At 67.5% G+C, this 16,220-nt stretch carries 12 protein-coding genes and 1 other RNA gene; 7 read left to right on the forward strand and 6 right to left on the reverse strand.

Going from position 1 to position 16,220, the window contains the following annotated elements:
* Positions 1–3: 3 nt before the first annotated feature.
* Positions 4–1,716: a bifunctional 3'-5' exonuclease/DNA polymerase gene (locus tag ACFQZV_RS09330; protein WP_378751897.1), complete on the forward strand. Its 1,713-nt coding sequence runs from the start codon at positions 4–6 to the stop codon at positions 1,714–1,716.
* A 64-nt stretch (positions 1,717–1,780) separates the two neighbouring features.
* On the opposite strand, the gene ACFQZV_RS09335 is transcribed toward ACFQZV_RS09330, so the two are convergent.
* Positions 1,781–3,556: a DUF4012 domain-containing protein gene (locus ACFQZV_RS09335; protein WP_378751899.1), complete on the reverse strand. Its 1,776-nt coding sequence runs from the start codon at positions 3,554–3,556 to the stop codon at positions 1,781–1,783.
* Positions 3,557–3,560: 4 nt separating this feature from the next.
* Positions 3,561–4,220, reverse strand: a complete 660-nt coding sequence (locus tag ACFQZV_RS09340; RefSeq protein ID WP_378751901.1) for an LPXTG cell wall anchor domain-containing protein — start codon at positions 4,218–4,220, stop codon at positions 3,561–3,563.
* Between the two features lie 135 nt (positions 4,221–4,355).
* Here ACFQZV_RS09340 and rnpB point away from each other — a divergent pair.
* Positions 4,356–4,730, forward strand: an RNA gene (rnpB, locus tag ACFQZV_RS09345) — RNase P RNA component class A.
* An 11-nt stretch (positions 4,731–4,741) separates the two neighbouring features.
* Here rnpB and ppgK read toward each other — a convergent pair.
* Positions 4,742–5,503, reverse strand: a complete 762-nt coding sequence (gene ppgK, locus ACFQZV_RS09350; protein WP_378751903.1) for a polyphosphate--glucose phosphotransferase — start codon at positions 5,501–5,503, stop codon at positions 4,742–4,744.
* A 109-nt stretch (positions 5,504–5,612) separates the two neighbouring features.
* Here ppgK and ACFQZV_RS09355 point away from each other — a divergent pair, with 109 nt between their 5' ends.
* Genes ACFQZV_RS09355 through ACFQZV_RS09365 form a run of 3 tightly spaced genes read left to right on the forward strand, consistent with a single transcriptional unit; the run spans position 5,613 to position 10,184 of the window.
* Positions 5,613–5,834, forward strand: a complete 222-nt coding sequence (locus tag ACFQZV_RS09355) for an SPOR domain-containing protein (RefSeq protein WP_378751905.1) — start codon at positions 5,613–5,615, stop codon at positions 5,832–5,834.
* A gap of 2 nt (positions 5,835–5,836) precedes the next feature.
* Positions 5,837–7,174 carry a glutamine synthetase family protein gene (locus ACFQZV_RS09360; protein ID WP_378751907.1) on the forward strand — a complete coding sequence of 446 codons (1,338 nt, stop codon included), beginning with the start codon at positions 5,837–5,839 and terminating at the stop codon, positions 7,172–7,174.
* 7 nt (positions 7,175–7,181) lie between these two features.
* A complete protein-coding gene (locus ACFQZV_RS09365; protein ID WP_378751909.1) occupies positions 7,182–10,184 on the forward strand; it encodes a bifunctional [glutamine synthetase] adenylyltransferase/[glutamine synthetase]-adenylyl-L-tyrosine phosphorylase in 3,003 nt (1,000 codons plus the stop codon).
* Between the two features lie 113 nt (positions 10,185–10,297).
* Here ACFQZV_RS09365 and glnA read toward each other — a convergent pair whose 3' ends face one another.
* A complete protein-coding gene (gene glnA / locus ACFQZV_RS09370) occupies positions 10,298–11,722 on the reverse strand; it encodes a type I glutamate--ammonia ligase (protein ID WP_378751911.1) in 1,425 nt (474 codons plus the stop codon).
* Between the two features lie 134 nt (positions 11,723–11,856).
* Between glnA and ACFQZV_RS09375 the strand changes: the two genes are divergently transcribed.
* Complete coding sequence (locus ACFQZV_RS09375; protein ID WP_378751913.1) at positions 11,857–12,258, forward strand: RDD family protein; 402 nt, start codon at positions 11,857–11,859, stop codon at positions 12,256–12,258.
* A 14-nt stretch (positions 12,259–12,272) separates the two neighbouring features.
* Here ACFQZV_RS09375 and ACFQZV_RS09380 read toward each other — a convergent pair whose 3' ends face one another.
* Positions 12,273–12,980, reverse strand: a complete 708-nt coding sequence (locus ACFQZV_RS09380) for a DUF4191 domain-containing protein (protein ID WP_378751915.1) — start codon at positions 12,978–12,980, stop codon at positions 12,273–12,275.
* Positions 12,981–13,093: 113 nt separating this feature from the next.
* On the opposite strand from ACFQZV_RS09380, the gene ACFQZV_RS09385 reads away from it, so the two are divergent.
* The gene (locus tag ACFQZV_RS09385) at positions 13,094–14,446 is read left to right on the forward strand and encodes a hypothetical protein (protein WP_378751917.1); all 1,353 of its coding nucleotides are present in this window, start codon (positions 13,094–13,096) and stop codon (positions 14,444–14,446) included.
* 1 nt (position 14,447) lies between these two features.
* Here the strand turns inward: ACFQZV_RS09385 and sucB are convergent, their stop codons facing one another.
* A complete protein-coding gene (sucB, locus tag ACFQZV_RS09390) occupies positions 14,448–16,211 on the reverse strand; it encodes a 2-oxoglutarate dehydrogenase, E2 component, dihydrolipoamide succinyltransferase (protein ID WP_378751919.1) in 1,764 nt (587 codons plus the stop codon).
* Positions 16,212–16,220 lie beyond the last annotated feature (9 nt).

The following is a 16,220-nucleotide window of genomic DNA, read 5'->3' on the forward strand; positions in this document are numbered from 1 at the left end:
ACCATGCCGCGTGACGGCGTCGCTTCGACCGTCCTCGGGAGAGCGTCCGCGGGAATCGTCGCCGTCGATCTTGACGCCTCGGGCACAGAGACGGGACGCGCGGAGCTCGGCTCAGGCGACATCGCCGACTGGGTGGCACGGCACGAGGCCGACCACAGCCCGCGGTGGGTGTGGAGCGACACACCCGGCTGGTACCGCACGGTCCTCGACGCCGGCGTGCGCGTGGCGCGCTGCCACGAGTTGCGATCGACGCACATCGTCTTGGAGGGCAGCATGCTCGCTCGTTCCGGCGGATACGACCCCGGTGACGCGTCCTGGGGTCGTGCGCTCCCCGCCACTCACGCGGGAGACACACTCTTCGAGGTCGATGATCCTTCGGGTCCGCCGACGGGTATCCAGTCGGCGCTGACGGCGTACGCGCGGCAGCGTGCCGCGATCGCCCGGTCGACGGACCCGGGGCGGCTGCGACTGCTCACCGCCGCAGAGTCGGCAGGAACCCTGGTCGCCGTCGAGATGACAGCGGCTGGGGTGCCGTGGGACGCCGAGCACCACGATCGCATCCTGTCGGAAACGCTGGGCGCCCGCCCCACCGCAGGTGCGCTTCCGACGCGCATGCGCGACGCGGCAGATCGCGTCCGAGAGGCGCTCGGAGATGGCGCGGTCAGCCTCGATTCCGCGCCGAAGCTCGTGCGCGCCCTGAACCGGGCGGGCGTGTTCGTCGACACGACCAGCAGATGGGAACTCGCCGAACACGATCATCCGGTGATCGCACCGCTGCTGGCGTACAAGCGCATGTCGCGCCTGCTCACCGCGAACGGGTGGAACTGGCTCGACCATTGGGTATCAGACGGTCGTTTCCGGCCGCTGTACGTGCCGGCCGGTGTCGTCACGGGTCGGTGGGCATCATCGGGCGGGGGAGCACTGCAGATCCCTCGACAGCTGCGTTCGGCCGTGCGCGCCGATGCCGGTTGGACCTTCGTCCTCGCCGACGTTGCACAACTCGAACCCCGCGCGTTGGCCGCGATGTCGCGCGATGAGGCACTGGCCGACGCCGCGCGTGGCACCGACCTGTACTCGGGAGTCGTCGTCCGCGGAGCAGCCTCCACGCGAGCGGACGCGAAGGTCGCGATGCTCGGGGCGATGTACGGGGCGACGACAGGGGAGGCTGGTCGGCTCGTCGTTCCGCTGCGACGCACGTTTCCGGTGGCGATGAGGCTCGTCGACGATGCCGCCCGCGTGGGCGAAGACGGCGGTGTCGTGACGACCTGGCTCGGCCGTAGCTCGCCGCCCCCCGATGATCGATGGCGGCACCTTCAAGCCCGCGCGTCAGAACAGGGCGCCTCGGCGTCCGATGTCGAGCGGGCGCGTCGCGCGGCACGCGACCAGGGTCGATTCACGCGTAATTTCATCGTCCAGGGCACGGCCGCGGAGTGGGCGGCGGTCTGGCTGGCCGAGATCAGGCGACGGTTGGACGCGATGGCCGACGCCGACCTCACGTCCGAGGCCACGGCATCGGGACGCGCGTTCGCGCGTCGTCCCCACCTCGCGTTCTTCCTCCACGACGAGGTGATCGTGCACACGCCCGAATCTCAGGCGGAGCAGGTCGCCGAGATCGTACGCGAGAGTGCTGCCGCGGCGACGGAGGCATTGTTCGGTGACTTCCCGCTCGACTTTCCGCTTGACCTGAAGATCGCACGGTCTGCCGAGAAGTCCTGACCAGCGTGAAACTCGAGGCGACGCGGGAGGCATCGCACGGTGCGCGTCACCGGTGATGCGGTTTCTATCGGCACGTCGCCACGAACTCTCCCTCACCGGGATCAGTGAGGAGCGGTGTGTGAACGATGACCGGCTCGACCTCCGCGGGGCCCGGGGCGCTGAAACGGAAGTCGATCGTCCGCGTCTCGCCCGGCGCGAGGGCGATCTCGACACTCGTCGTCGGTCGTTCGTCAAGCCGAACCTCACCGGGGAGCAGCGGCGTTCCTTCGTCGAAGACTCCGCCGATGAACCATCCCTCGGGGGCGCTGACGCTGACAAGGGTCACGATGTCGCCCGGCGTATGGCCAAGGGAAGGATCACCCGTCACCCACCAGGGCAACGAACCGACTGCATCGGCAGAGAGCTTGTTCGTCATCGTCACGGCGATCGACACATTAGGCACGTCGTCCGACGCGCAGGCGAGCTCGGCCGCGCCGAACGACACGTCGAGGAAGGCATCCATCTTGCCTGCAGTCGCATCGTTGAAGTAGACCCCGAAAGCATCCGGGCCGCTGCGCGCGAGACGAGCGGTCGTCCCTCCGAAGACCGTGCCCGACAGCGCCTCAGCCGTCGTGGGGTCAGAGCTCCAGATCGACACACGACCTTCGGAGATGGGCTGCGCAAGACCACCCAGCCAGGCCAGGGGTCCCGCTTCACCCTCGAGCAAGCGTGCGACCGTCAAGCCGGCGATCGCCTTCTGAAACTCGGTCTGCTCGTCTCGATCGAGAGTCCGGTAGGCCTCGACGAGCACGGTGTCGACGAGATCCTCGCCGGCGAGCTCCGAACCGTCCGGCAGCACGAGCGGGCCGGTCGCGTCGACCAGCGACGCGATGGCGGGCACATCCAACGACAACACGACATCCGGCGCGTCACCGGTGAGGTCTGCCCACCACGCACTGACCAGCTCGCCGGTCACAGCGAAGTCGGGGGGAACCGTCGAGTTCTGGACGTAGCGCCCGGTGTTGCCGCCGAAGAAGCCCTCGACGGCGTCGTCCAATGGAATGATGCTCGAGTCCTGGCGCGAGAACAGCGACGAATCCGCGTGTCGCACGACTCTCACGTCACCGGCGTGGGCTTCGAGCAGAACGAATGTCCCGGCGATTCCTCCGCCGGTGCGCACCTCGGCGCCGTTCTGCACCATGAGCAGGATGGACGTGGGTTCGTCAGACCCGAACACGAGCGGAATCGCATCCGCGGCGTCGGAGGCGTCACTGAGCAGCGGCATGATCTCTGAGATCATCGCCGATAGCATCGACACGCCGTCGGCGACCTGCGGGATGAGATCCGCGTCATCGAAACGTGCGAGTTCATCCGATGCGCTTTGCATCGCCGCGGTTGTCTCGTGCAGCGGCTCCGAGGCCGCAGTGAAGATGCCCAGGATCCTTTCTGTGGAGACACCGCCATCGACGGCTTCACCGGCGAGGTTCAGCAACGGGACCGCCGGTCCGGTGATGTCGGCAAGCGAACGCGACACAACGCCGACGGCCGCCAGATCGTCCCCCACGAAGGGTAGGGAGTGTGCCAGGCGCCAGATCGGGTCGGAGGTCAGGCCGGCCGCGGACTCCGCATGTTGATGCGCATCCCGGAGAAGGTCTTCCGCGGCAGCCACATCGTGCTGTGCCGCGTCGCTGCGGACGGATCCGGCCAGCGCGAGCACCTCTTCCAACTCCGCACGCGCGAGCGACCCCCGCACCAGCAACCAAGAAGCCATCGCCGTGACGACGACCACCACGCACAGCGCGACGATCAGCACCGGTCGTCCCCAGCGCGATCGTCGCGACCGCGCGGACACGCTCGTCACGGTGTTACGCGCGGCGACGCTTGTAGGCGAACAGAAGCGCGCCACCCGTCACAAGGGCCACTCCGCCGACGATCGCGGCGGGCAGGACGACCGCGTCCATTCCCGTCGCGGGCAGCTGTGCGCCGCCATCGGTGAGCGGAAGCTCGAATTCATCTCGAGGGCCCGCATAGCAGTCGGCCGTGGCCTCGGGGTACGCCAACCGCACCTGAAGCTCGGGGTTGACACGGATGGAGGCCGAGATGTCCCCGCGGGTCCAGCGGAAGTTTCCGTCGGTTTCCACCCATTCGCCGGCCGCGTCGCGCGTCCACCCCGGCCAACCATCGGCGACGCCGTCGGTGACGGAGGCACCGGGCCACAGAATCGACCCGGAAAGTCGGTTGTCCTGCAGCTGACCGAGCTCGATCTCATGGGTCTGCGCACCATTCGTCATCACGAGATAGGCGGTGGTGCTCGTCACTTGGGCATCCGGGTCTACGAGCTGGACGTTATAGCTGATCCACGGGACGTCATTCTGACAATCGGCCTGGACAGTCGAGCCGGCGAGCGAGGGCGAAGACGGAGTGACGGGCGTGTACCCCTCGTTGTCTTCAACCGCGGCGGCAGCGAAAGGCGATGAGATCAGCAGGGCCGCTGCGATCGCCGACGTGAGCACAATTCTGCGCATGATAACCAGGCCTCCCCAAAGGCGATGATGTTTGTCTGGACGGCTTCCCAGGGCTCGTCCATCGGCAACTCTACCCCGAAGGATGCCGAAACATCTCCACCGCGCGCAAGAAGGAGATAAAGTCGTCCTCGCGAATGGGTCGGCTGGACGGTCGCGTCGCGGGCGGGAGACCGCCGGCGCCGAGGAACGTCCGGGCTCCACAGGGCAGGGCGGTGGGTAACACCCACCCGGAGTGATCCGCGAGACAGTGCCACAGAGAGCAGACCGCCGCGCGGCGTTCGCGCCTCGCGGTAAGGGTGAAAGGGCGGTGTAAGAGACCACCGGGGTCGTGGTGACACGACCCGCAGGGCAAACCTCGCCCGGAGCAAGGCCAGACAGGGGATGACGACGCGGCCCGCCGAGTCCCCGGGTAGACCGCTAGAGCACCACGGCAACGTGGCGCCGAGAGAGATGACCGTCCACGAGGTTCACGCCTCCGGACAGAACCCGGCGTACAGGCCGGCCCATTCGCCCCGACCGGTTCAGCGCAGCGCGAGAGCCGCGGCTCCGATGATCCCCGCGTTGTTGCGGTGCACCGCCGGGACGATCTCGGTGTTCAACTCCAGGAGCGGCAGGAACTCCTGCGCGTGCTTGGACACGCCGCCGCCCACGATGAACAGATCCGGGCTGAAGAGGAACTCGATGTGACTGTAGTACCACTGCAGCCGCGCGGCCCACTTCTTCCAGGTGAGGTCTTCTCGCTCCTTCGCCGAGTACGCCGCATAGGCCTCGGCATCCTTGCCGTGTTTGGCGCGCTGCACATGACCGAGCTCGGAGTTGGGGATCAGCGTGCCGTCGAAGAGCATCGCCGATCCGATGCCGGTGCCCAGGGTCGTCAGGATCGTGAGGCCACCGCGGTCTTTCGCGGCTCCGTAGCGCAACTCGGCGACGCCGGCGACGTCGGCGTCGTTGGCGAAGTGGATCTCGCGACCGAGGCCGCTTTCGAAGAACCGCTCGGCCTCGAACCCGATCCATGCGTCGGAGACGTTCGCGGCCGACATCGTGCGCCCGTTCTTCACGATGGCGGGAAAGGCCACCCCGAGCGGCACATCGGAATCGACGACCCCGAGTCGTTCGAGCACTGTCGTGACCGCTGCGAGCACGTCCTCGGGCTCCGCGCCGGCGGGGGTGGAGACCTTGATGCGCTCGCTCAGGAGCCGACCTTCCTCGAGGTCGACGATCGCCCCCTTGATGCCGGTTCCACCGATGTCCACACCCACTGCGCGGGTCGCCTCTGTCGCCATGCGATCCACCTTAGCCAGCGCACCCGGTCGGATCAGTAGGATCGAGGCAGGCGGGGCCGTCCGCGTTCCCGAACCGCGGGGCGCGACCGCCGACCTGGAGGGAGCCACGGTGTCCGGAGACAGCGAGAAGTTCTGGTACAACCTGACGACGGGCGAGGTCGAGAAGGGCTTCGAGTCACCTTCGGTCGATCGCGCCGGCCCGTTCGATACGGCTGAGGAAGCCGCACGCGCCCCCGAGGTGATCCGCGAGCGTTCGCGCGCCTGGGCGGAGGACGAGGCGCGCGAAGACGGCTGGGGTTCGGGGACTACGCAGGACGGCGGACAGTCGTGAGCTTGGATCGGCAGCGCGATTTCGTCCTGCGCACGATCGAGGAACGCGGCGTCAAGTTCGTGCGGCTGTGGTTCACCGATGTGATCGGCACCCTGAAGTCCGTCGCGATCGCCCCGGCAGAGGTCGAGGGGGCGTTCGCGGAGGGTCTCGGCTTCGACGGTTCGGCGATCGAGGGCCTCACGCGGTCGTACGAGTCGGACCTGCTCGCACATCCGGATCCGACGACGTTCCAGACGTTGCCGTGGCGAGGCGAAATCGACCCCACCGGCCGCATGTTCTGCGACATCACGACGCCCGACGGCCAGCCGGCGGTCGCGGACCCGCGCAACGTGCTCAAGCGCGCCCTCGCGAAGGCCGCCGACGCGGGATTCACGTTCTACACGCACCCCGAGATCGAGTTCTACCTTCTGAAGTCCTCGTCCTATGGCGCTGAAGGGCCCCAGCCGGTCGACAACGCGGGGTACTTCGACAACGTGCCCGGCGGTACCGCGCATGACTTCCGACGCCGCTCGGTGCGCATGTTGGAGGACCTCGGAATCTCCGTCGAGTTCTCCCACCACGAAGGCGGACCCGGTCAGAACGAGATCGACCTTCGATACGCGGATGCGTTGGCCACCGCGGACAACATCATGACGTTCCGCACGGTCGTCAAAGAGGTCGCGATCGAACAGGGCGTGTACGCGACCTTCATGCCGAAGCCCCTTGGCGGGCGGCCGGGAAGCGGCATGCACACGCACATGTCGCTCTTCGAAGGCGATCAGAACGCGTTCTATGAGGCCGGTGCCCAGTACCAGCTCTCGAAGATCGGGCGTCAGTTCATCGCGGGTCTCCTGCGTCACGCCAACGAGATCTCTGCGGTCACGAACCAGTTCGTCAACTCCTACAAGCGTCTGTGGGGCGGTGACGAGGCACCGAGCTTCATCTGCTGGGGTCACAACAACAGGTCGGCGCTGGTGCGCGTCCCGATGTACAAGCCGAACAAGGGGCAGTCCACCCGCGTCGAGCACCGCGGGGTGGACTCCGCGGCCAACCCCTACCTCGCCTACGCGCTCATGCTGGCGGCGGGGCTCAAGGGCATCGAAGAGGAGTACGACCTTCCCGCCGAGGCCGAGGACAACGTGTGGTACCTCACCGACGCGGAACGCCGCGCGCTCGGCTACGCGCCCTTGCCGGCGAGCCTGGATCACGCGCTGGAGTACATGGCCGAATCCGAACTCGTCGCTGAGACGCTCGGAGAACAGGTGTTCAACTACGTGCTGCTGAACAAGCGGAAGGAGTGGGCCGAGTATCGCTCCCAGGTGACACCATACGAACTGCAGAGCAACCTCGAGATGCTCTGACGGTCGCATGGCTTCCGGCGCACGCAACACCGCCCGCACGGGGCTGGCCCGCCTGGGATTCAGCGCTCCCACCGACGCTGAGCCATTCCTCATCGAGTTCGAGGAAGAGATCGGGATCGGCCGGGAACGGATCCTCGACGTCGCATCGGTGGCAGCAGATCCCGACGACGCGCTGGCGTCGCTCGCGCGCATCGCCCGCCGCGACGCGGCCGCCGTCAAGCGCCTGAGCGACGACTCCGCCGGATGGCGCTCCCTGTGGGCGCTGCTCGGAGCATCATCGGGCTTCGCGGAGTTCTACTTCCGGCACCCCGAAGAGCTCGCCGATCTGCGTGGCGGCGTGTCACGTCTGCCCACGCGCGACGAACTCCGCGACGGCCTCCTCGACTCCGTCGACGCGAGCGACGGGTTCGCGTCAGACGGGGGAGAGGAGGCGTGGGTGCGTCTGCGCGTCCGCTACCGCCGCTATCTCGCCCGTATCGCCGTCCATGATCTGCTGAGTGCCTCGCCTGTGGACGAGGTCGCCGTCGTCGCGGCGTGTCTGGCGGATGCCGCGGGCGCGGCGCTGGAGGCTTCGCTCGCGGTCGCGCGTACCCGTGTGTCGGGAGGCGCGAGCGGTGTGGGACTGTTCCCCCGCGAACAGGTCGCACGCACCCGACTGGCCATCATCGGAATGGGCAAGACGGGCGCCCGTGAGCTGAACTATGTCAGCGACGTCGACGTGATCTTCGTCGCGGGCGCGGACGACGAACTGCTCGACGAACTCGGCGAGAGTCGTGTCGTCGACATCGCGACGCGGTTGGCCGTGCAGACCATGCGGGGAATCTCGGGCGTGGAGATCGAACCGCCGCTGTGGGAGGTCGACGCGAACCTGCGTCCCGAGGGCAAGCAGGGCGCACTCGTGCGCTCGCTCGATTCGCACCTGTCGTACTACGACCGCTGGGCGAAGAGCTGGGAGTTCCAAGCGCTGCTCAAGGCACGCCCGATCGCGGGCGACACCGCGCTCGGCGATGAGTACGTGCGTGCGGTCCAGCCGCTGGTGTGGGCGAGCGCGGCACGCGAGAACTTCGTCGATAGTGTGCAGCGGATGCGGGAACGTGTGACGGAGCACATTCCCGCCGATGAGGTGCCCTACCAATTGAAGCTCGGGCCCGGAGGCATCCGTGACATCGAGTTCACGGTGCAGTTGCTCCAACTGGTACACGGACTGGCGGACGACCAGATCCATCAGCGGGGAACGCTCCCCGCGCTGGATGCGCTCGTCGCCGAGGGGTACATCGGTCGCACGGACGCCGCTGCGTTCGCGAATGACTACCGCGTTCTACGGCTGATGGAGCACCGCGGGCAACTGCGTCGCCTCAGCCGGACACATCTGATGCCGTCGGATCCGGATGAACTGCGGGTTCTCGCCCGATCCACCAAGCTCGCGCCGTCCGGCAGCGAGATCCGCGCCCGCTGGGAGGCGATCAAGCGCGAGGTTCGCGACATCCACGTGCGCCTGTTCTACCGCCCCCTGTTGGCAGCGGTGGCCTCGCTTTCTCCGGACGACCATGCGTTGACGACCGATCAGGCCCGCGATCGACTGGCGGCGATCGGATTCTCCGATCCGGCGGGCGCTTTGCGGCACATTGCCGCGCTGACGAGCGGCCTGAGCCGCAAGGCGTCGATCCAGCGCCATCTGATGCCGGTGCTCATCCTCTGGTTCGCCGAGGGCGTGGACCCGGACTACGGGCTGCTGGCCTTCCGCCGACTCAGCGAGCGACTCGGTGACATGCCGTGGTTCTTGCGGATGCTGCGCGACTCATCGGGTGCCGCAGAGCGACTGACACGCGTGTTGTCGGGATCACGCTACGTGGGCGACCTCATGGAGTGGATTCCCGAGTCCGCCGCGTGGCTCGACGATCCCTCCTTGATGCGTCCACGGTCAGGAGTGGCCCTCCAAGAGGAAGCTCGCGCGATCCAGACCCGCCACGCGACGATCGCCGACGCGATGCGCGCGGTGCGGGCGCTACGGCGCCGTGAGCTGCTGCGCACCGCGATGTGGGCGATCGTCGGCGATGCGACCATCGAGGACGTCTCGGGCGCGCTGACCACGATCACCGAGGTGACCATCCAGGCCACCCTCCGTGCCGTGCGCCGTGAAGTCGTGCCGCCCGAAGACGACGCGCTCGACTTCTCGGTGATCGCGATGGGGCGCTTCGGCGGTGAGGAACTCGGATTCGGTTCGGATGCCGACGTCATGTACGTCTATCGGCCCAACGGACTCGACCCTGAGCGTGCCAATCGGCTCGCACTCAAGCTCGTGCACGGGCTTCGGGAGCATTCCGAGGACGCGAGGGTTCCGTTGGACCTCGACGCAGAGTTGCGCCCCGAAGGCCGGAGTGGTCCGCTTGCACGCTCGCTGGAGGCATATGGCGAGTACTACCGCCGGTGGTCCGTCTCTTGGGAGGCGCAGGCGTTGCTGCGTGCCCGCGGCGTCGCCGGGAGCGTCAAGCTGATCCGCGCGTTCATGGAGCTCGCGGACGAGGTTCGTTTTCCCGCATCCGTCGATCCCCAGGGGATTCGTGAGATCAAACGCATCAAGGCGCGCGTCGAGAACGAGCGCCTGCCGCAGGGGACCGACCCGACCCGCCACCTCAAGCTCGGCCGCGGCTCGCTCAGCGACGTCGAGTGGCTCGTCCAACTGTGGCAACTTCAGCACGGCCACCGCGTACCGGGACTTCGGACGACGTCGACGTTGGGTGCGTTGAAGGCCGCGAGGGATGCCGGACTCGTCAGCCCGGCGGATGCGCAACGACTCGGTGAGGCCTGGCGACTGGCCAGCCGTCTGCGGTCGGCGAACACGCTCCTGTCCGGTCAGACCAGCGACGTCCTTCCGTCGGACCGTGAGCGCCTCGACGGGATCGGGCGTCTGCTCATGTACCCCCCGCACTCGGCCACGCAGGTCGAAGAGGACTACCTCGGAACGACGCGGCGCGCGCGGCGGACATTCGACAAGCTCTTCTACGGGTAGCGAGATGTCCGGCTGTTCCCGCTGGTCGGCGCGGGCGCTCACCGGTCGTTCGCAGCCATGGCAAGAGGGAGGGCCCGCACACCAGCGTGTGCGGGCCCTCCCTCTTGCGTGCGTCAGACGCCGAAGTACAGTTCGAACTCGAACGGGTGCGGGCGCGCGGCCAGCGGCTTGATCTCGTTCTCGATCTTGTACTCGATCCACGTCTCGATGAGCTCGGGAGCGAACACGTTGCCACGGGTGAGGAACTCGTGGTCTGCGCGCAACGCTTCGAGCGAGTCCAGGAGCGAGTTCGGCACCTGCGGGATGTTCTTCGCTTCCTCCGGCGGCAGCTCGTAGAGGTCCTTGTCGACCGGCTCATGCGGCTCGATGCGGTTGATGATGCCGTCGATGCCGGCCATCAGCTGCGCCGCGAACGCGAGGTACGGGTTCCCGGAGGCATCCGGTGCGCGGAACTCGATGCGCTTCGCCTTCGGGTTGGAGCCGGTGATCGGGATGCGCACGGCAGCCGAGCGGTTGCCCGCCGAGTAGACGAGGTTGACGGGAGCTTCGTAGCCCTTCACCAAGCGCTTGTACGAGTTGAGCGTGGGGTTGGTGAAGGCGAGGACCGCCGGAGCGTGGGCGAGAAGGCCGCCGATGTACCAGCGAGCGGTGTCGGACAGGCCGGCGTAGCCCTTCTCGTCGTAGAACAGGGGCTTGCCCTCGAGCCACAGCGACTGGTGGGTGTGCATTCCCGAGCCGTTGTCGCCGAAGAGCGGCTTGGGCATGAAGGTCGCGACCTTGCCCCACTGATCGGCGACGTTCTTGACGATGTACTTGAACTTGAGGATGTCGTCGGCCGCGTGCACCATCGTGTCGAAGCGGTAGTTGATCTCCTGCTGGCCGCCGGTGCCGACCTCGTGGTGGGCGCGCTCGAGCTCGAGCCCCGAATCGATCAGGTGCAGCGAGATGTCGTCGCGCAGGTCAGCCGTCTTGTCGACGGGGGCGACGGGGAAATACCCACCCTTGTACGGTGTCTTGTTGGAGAGGTTGCCGCCCTCTTCTTCGCGTCCGCTGTTCCACGCGCCTTCTTCGGAGTCGACCGAATAGAAGCTCGAGTTCTGCTTCACGTCGTAGCGCACGTCGTCGAAGATGTAGAACTCGGCTTCGGGAGCGAAGAACGCGGTGTCGGCGATCCCGGTCGAGGCGAGGTACTTCTCCGCCTTCTTGGCGACCTGACGCGGATCCTTCGCGTAGATCTCGCCGTTTCGCGGGTTGTAGATGTCGAAGACCATGATCAGCGTCTTGGCCTCGCGGAACGGGTCGAGGTATGCCGTCGACACGTCGGGGATGAGCTGCATGTCCGACTCATGGATGTTCGCGAACCCGCGGATCGAGGATCCGTCGAAGAGCTGACCGACGGTGAAGAACTCCTCGTCCACGGTGGAAGCGGGGATGTTGAAGTGCTGCTGTACACCGGGAAGATCCGTGAAACGGATATCGAGGAACTTGACGTCCTCGTCCTTGATGTAGGCGAGCACCTCGGATGAATCTTTGAACATGAAGGCTCCAGAGATAAGGGCATCGGGACCTGCCACCCGTCGAGCGGGATTGCCTGAACGCTACGCGGAGGGCATTGCCCGACAGTGACACCTTTGTTTCCAGCATGTTACGGGCACCTGGGTACGCTGAGGGCATGCCCGACGCTTCGCGCCCCGATTCCTATCCCGGCGAGCGTCTCGGTCTTCCCGCGACCGGATCGGGGAGCCTCGCGAAACTGGGGCGCCGCGTCCTCGCCTTGGCGATCGACTGGGCATGTGCCGTCATCATCTCGCTGGCGTTCTTCGACTATGACCCTCTCGCGACGACCATCGTCTTCGCGGCGGTCCAAATCGTCTTCATCCCCACCTTGGGTGGAAGCCCCGGGCACCGAATCACCGGTATGCGCGTCCAGCGCGTCACGGGCGGCTGGACGGGCTTGTGGCGTCCTGTGGTGCGCACGCTCTTGCTCGTCCTGGTCATCCCGGCCGTGATTTGGGATGCCGACGGTCGCGGGCTTCACGACAAAGCTGCGGGAACGGTTCTCCTGCGCGTCTGAGACGGTTGCTCCGGTCAGCGTGGGCGGGGTGCGCGCGCCTTCGTGGGATCGATTCCCTTGGGGATCGGCAGCGATGTGACCGACTGCGACACGGAATCGATGCGCTTGATGACCGCGGCCATCGTGGCCCGGTCGATCGCCTTCGGCAGTTTCTTGATGGTGGCCGCGAGCTTGTTGATCGGGACGTCATCGTCGCCGTGCCCGACGTAGAGGACGGTGATCGGGACACCGGATGCCACGCGCTGCACCTTCATCCGCTCATCGTTGACCAGTCGCGTCAGTCGCCCACGGGAGCCCTCGCCGATGATGACGACGCCACCTCGCCCGATCGCACGGTAAACGGCCTCTTGCGTCTTGGGGTTGACACCCACCGGCATCTCGCTCGCCTGCCACCGTCGACCGAGACCGGTCGAGATGACGTGTCCCGCAGCGCCGGCCATGCCGTCGAGGCGGCGGTACATCGCGCGGGTCGACAGGCGGGTCATGGTCATCATCGAGGCGAGGATGCCGAGCATGAGGCCGGTGACGGCCCACAGGATGATGCTCCAGATCGCGACGGGCGGGATCAGGTAGCCCACGACGATTCCGGCGGCGACGCCGAGCGTCAGGATTCCGATCAGCAGGAACGGCAACCACGGGAACGCCTTCTGGGTGAAGGTGTAGAGCGTGCGGATCTGCGAGAAGAAGCCGGGGCGCTTCTCAGGTGTCGTGCTGCGAGCCATGGTCTCCAGCCTACCGAGTTCGGCGATCCTCCCCAGCCGATGCCTGTGAGTTGTTCTCCACCGGCGTGAGGGCGCGCACCCTCCTCGCTCCTGGACGTGGAGATCCTCGCACCATGGCAGACACACTGCGGGAGAGCCTGGTCTCGCCCTACCGCGTGATCCGACGGCTTCCACGGGGTTCCGACGCTCCGTGGCCGGCCAACCTGGTCACGGTCGCCTCCGGTGTCTCCCGTCTCCTCGTCGACGCCGAAGCGTTGCCCGCCGATTGGCCGGGCTGGGTCGCCGACCCCGAGGGGCATGTGCTCGGCGCGCTCGACGTGGCGAGGACCGAGGCCGGGCACCACGTCGTGTTACCGGTGCTCATCGGGCGCGTCGACGACTATCTCGCCAGGCGCTCAAGGACCCGTCAGCCGCTCACGGACGGTGAGCGCGTCACCCTCGGCGTCAGTGTCGCGCGCGGCTTGTCGGAGCTGTCGTCTCCCGCGTCGACCGTCGCCGGTGCATGGTGGCTTGCAGAGGGAGGGCGCCCCGTCTTCGTGGCCGATCCACAGGGCGACGCGGTGCGGGAGGCGTCGGCAACAGTTTTCGCGACGATCGACGAGGGCGCGGGCGGACCGTGTGCCGAAGCGGCCGAGATCGCCGCCGCTCCGACGTGCTCCCCACGCGAGTGGGCGCGCGTGGAGCAGCGCCTCTTCGAGAGCGCCGCACCCTGCCCGCTCGCCGACCCGGCGGCCACGTCGACGGGAACGATCCGGTTCGACACGCTCGTCGCGGATGCGGCGCGTCACTCGGAACCTGCGGACTCCCGTCACTCGGCCTCCGGTGACGAAGACCCCGAGCGCGCAGGGCTGATGACAGTGTGGGCACGACATCTGGATGCTGACATCGCCGATGTCGCCTCCCGCGCCGTCACAGGTGCATGGCGCCGACTTCGTCGTCCGCGCGAAGCTTCGCGGAGGTCACGGGTCGCCGTCTGGTCGGTGGCGACGGGCGCGGCACTGGCCGTCCTCGCGCTCGGACTCCTCTGGCCAGACGACCGCGCAGCAGAGACGTCCGCATCGGCGTCACCTGCGCCGACCGCGTCGACAGCGGTCGTGATCGACTCGCCGGGGGAGGACGCGGGTGTCACGGACCCTGCCGCCCCCGTCGGCGTGACGGACGTGGCGCCCGAGAGGATCGTCGCCGCAGCCGGGGACCTGCTGGATGTGGTGACGGCCTGTGGGGATGACTCCGCGTGCACGGCGTCGGTGATGATCGACGCCGCGCGACCCTTCCCACCGGGGGCGGCGCACCTCGGCGCAGCCGAGCGCACGGTGTCGTTCGTCGATGAGTTCGGCGCCGTCGCGGTCGTACGCGTGGCGCCGGTGGGATCGACGGACGCTGTCGCGCAACTGGTCGTGCTTCAGCGACAGAACGACGAATGGCGGGTGCGCGACGTCTACGCCGCGCACCCGCCGTCGTCGTGAATCAGATGCCGAGGTCGGCCTCGAACTGTGCCGCTTCGAGGCGGGACTTCACCGCACCGAGGAAGCGAGCCGCATCCGCGCCGTCGATGATCCGGTGGTCGTACGAGAGCGCGAGGTAGACGTAGGAGCGGACCGAGATCGCGTCTTTGCCGTCGACCGAGACGATGCCGGGACGCTTGACCACGATGCCGGTACCCAGGATCGCCGACTGCGGCAGGAACACGACCGGGGTGTCGAAGAGCGCGCCGCGCGACCCGGTGTTCGTCAGGGTGAAGGTGCCGCCGGCGAGCTCGTCCGGCTTCAGCTTGTTGTCACGCGTCCGCGCGGCCAGATCGGCGATCTCATGGGCGATGTCGGCAAGCGACTTCGTCGCGGCGTCACGCAGCACGGGGGTCAGCAGACCACGTTCCGTGTCGACCGCGATCGAGAGGTTCTCCGACGGCGGGTAGACGATGTCGGTTCCGTCGACGGTCGCGTTGATCACGGGGTACGCCTGAAGCGCCTCGGCGGCGGCCAACGCGAAGAACGGCAGGAACGAGAGCTTGTCGCCGGTCTTCTCCTGGAATGTCGTCTTCACCGAATCGCGGAACGAGGACAGCTTCGTGACATCGACCTCGACCACGGTCGTCAACTGCGCGGTCTGCTGCATCGACGCCACCGCGCGCTCGGAGAGGACCTTGCGCAGGCGCGACATCGGCTGGGTGGTCCCACGAAGGGGCGAGACCTCGAGCTGAGCGCGCTCAGGAGCGGATGCCGCCTCCGACGGAGCCGATTCGCTGACGGCAGCGGCCTTCAGCACGTCTTCCTTGCGGATGCGACCGCCGACCCCGGTGCCCTTGATCGTCGCGAGATCGACGCCCTGCTGCTGGGCGAGGCGACGCACGAGCGGAGTCACGTACGCGACCTCGTCGGATGTCGCCGCGACCGCCGGACCGGTCGACGCGGCGGGCTTCGCCTCGGCGGCGGGCTTCTCTGCGGGCTTCTCTGCAGGGGCCGACGCGGATTCCTGAGGCGCGGGCTCCGGCTTCGCGGGTTCCTCGGCTGCCGACTCTTCGGCCGCGGGCTCCTCGACCTCGGGTTGCGCGGGCGCCTCCTCCGCGGGCTTCGCCGGAGCTGACTCCTCCGCTGCGGGCGCCGCACCGTCGCCGATGCGCGCGAGAGCCGCACCGACCTCGACGGTCTCGTCTTCTTGAACGAGGATCTCCTGGAGGGTGCCGGCGAACGGCGCGGGAATCTCGGTGTCGACCTTGTCGGTCGAGATCTCGAGCAACGGCTCGTCCGCCTGGACGTCGTCGCCGACCTGCTTGAGCCAGCGGGTGACCGTTCCCTCGGTCACGCTCTCACCCAATTCGGGGAGCACGACCTCCTTGCCACCGGATGACGCGGCGGGAGCTGCGGCGGGTGCCGGGGCCTCTTCCTCCGCGGGTTCGGGTGCGTCAGGTTCAGCCGCGGGGGCGTCCTCGGCCGGCGCAGCTTCCGCCTCGGCGGGCGCATCCTGCTCGGGCTCGGACTCCGCGGGAGCGCTGGACCCGTCACCGATCTTGGCGAGAACCGCGCCGACCTCGATGGTTTCGTCTTCCTGGACGAGGATCTCCTCGATCACGCCGCTGACGGGCGAAGGGATCTCGGTGTCGACCTTGTCGGTCGAGATCTCCAGCAGTCCTTCGTCCGCCTCGACGGTGTCGCCGACCTGCTTGAGCCAGCGGGTGACCGTTCCCTCGGTGACGCTCTCTCCGAGCGCGGGGAGGACCACGGAAGTGCTCATGGGTGTGTC

This window comes from Microbacterium koreense (genome assembly GCF_042677105.1).
Taxonomy (GTDB): Bacteria; Actinomycetota; Actinomycetes; order Actinomycetales; family Microbacteriaceae; genus Microbacterium; species Microbacterium koreense.

Coding starts and splice junctions, on each gene's coding strand:
- glnA (WP_378751911.1), bottom strand. CDS start 11,722: ATGTTCAAAGATTCATCCGAGGTGCTCGCCTACATCAAGGACGAGGAC.
- ACFQZV_RS09340 (WP_378751901.1), bottom strand. CDS start 4,220: ATGCGCAGAATTGTGCTCACGTCGGCGATCGCAGCGGCCCTGCTGATC.
- ACFQZV_RS09330 (WP_378751897.1), top strand. CDS start 4: ATGCCGCGTGACGGCGTCGCTTCGACCGTCCTCGGGAGAGCGTCCGCG.
- ACFQZV_RS09385 (WP_378751917.1), top strand. CDS start 13,094: ATGGCAGACACACTGCGGGAGAGCCTGGTCTCGCCCTACCGCGTGATC.
- sucB (WP_378751919.1), bottom strand. CDS start 16,211: ATGAGCACTTCCGTGGTCCTCCCCGCGCTCGGAGAGAGCGTCACCGAG.
- ACFQZV_RS09375 (WP_378751913.1), top strand. CDS start 11,857: ATGCCCGACGCTTCGCGCCCCGATTCCTATCCCGGCGAGCGTCTCGGT.
- ACFQZV_RS09365 (WP_378751909.1), top strand. CDS start 7,182: ATGGCTTCCGGCGCACGCAACACCGCCCGCACGGGGCTGGCCCGCCTG.
- ppgK (WP_378751903.1), bottom strand. CDS start 5,503: ATGGCGACAGAGGCGACCCGCGCAGTGGGTGTGGACATCGGTGGAACC.
- ACFQZV_RS09380 (WP_378751915.1), bottom strand. CDS start 12,980: ATGGCTCGCAGCACGACACCTGAGAAGCGCCCCGGCTTCTTCTCGCAG.